The organism is Pseudomonas sp. Xaverov 83 (assembly GCF_019352905.1).
Classification (GTDB): domain Bacteria; phylum Pseudomonadota; class Gammaproteobacteria; order Pseudomonadales; family Pseudomonadaceae; genus Aquipseudomonas; species Aquipseudomonas yamanorum.
The window spans coordinates 1-273 of the sequence record NZ_JAAAFU010000091.1 but is presented as its reverse complement, the minus strand read 5'-3'; the positions used below and the strand labels follow the sequence as shown (position 1 = coordinate 273).

Sequence of the window (273 nt, the reverse complement as noted above, 5' to 3'; positions counted from 1 at the left end):
GATCACTTGATCCACATTGCCCTCCAGCTCTGCCACCGGGTCGGCGCCATCGGTGCCCAGCACCAGCAACGCCGTGACCGCCGCCTGCACCGCATCGCTTGGCTTGCGGGTTCGCGGGCTGACCCAGACCTCGGGCAAAACACAGATCCAAATGTGGGAGTGGGCTTGCTCGCGAAGGCGTCGTGTCAGTCACTGTCTGTGTCGACTGTCACACCGCTTTCGCGAGCAAGCCCGCTCCCACATTTACTGTGTTTTGCCTGTGAGAGGCGCGTT

Annotated in this window: 1 pseudogene; it reads right to left on the bottom strand. The window is 62.3% G+C overall.

Annotated elements, in window-relative coordinates:
• Window positions 1–108, bottom strand: a pseudogene (locus K0H47_RS31240) (metal ABC transporter substrate-binding protein); the annotation flags it as partial.
• Window positions 109–273: the final 165 nt, after the last annotated feature.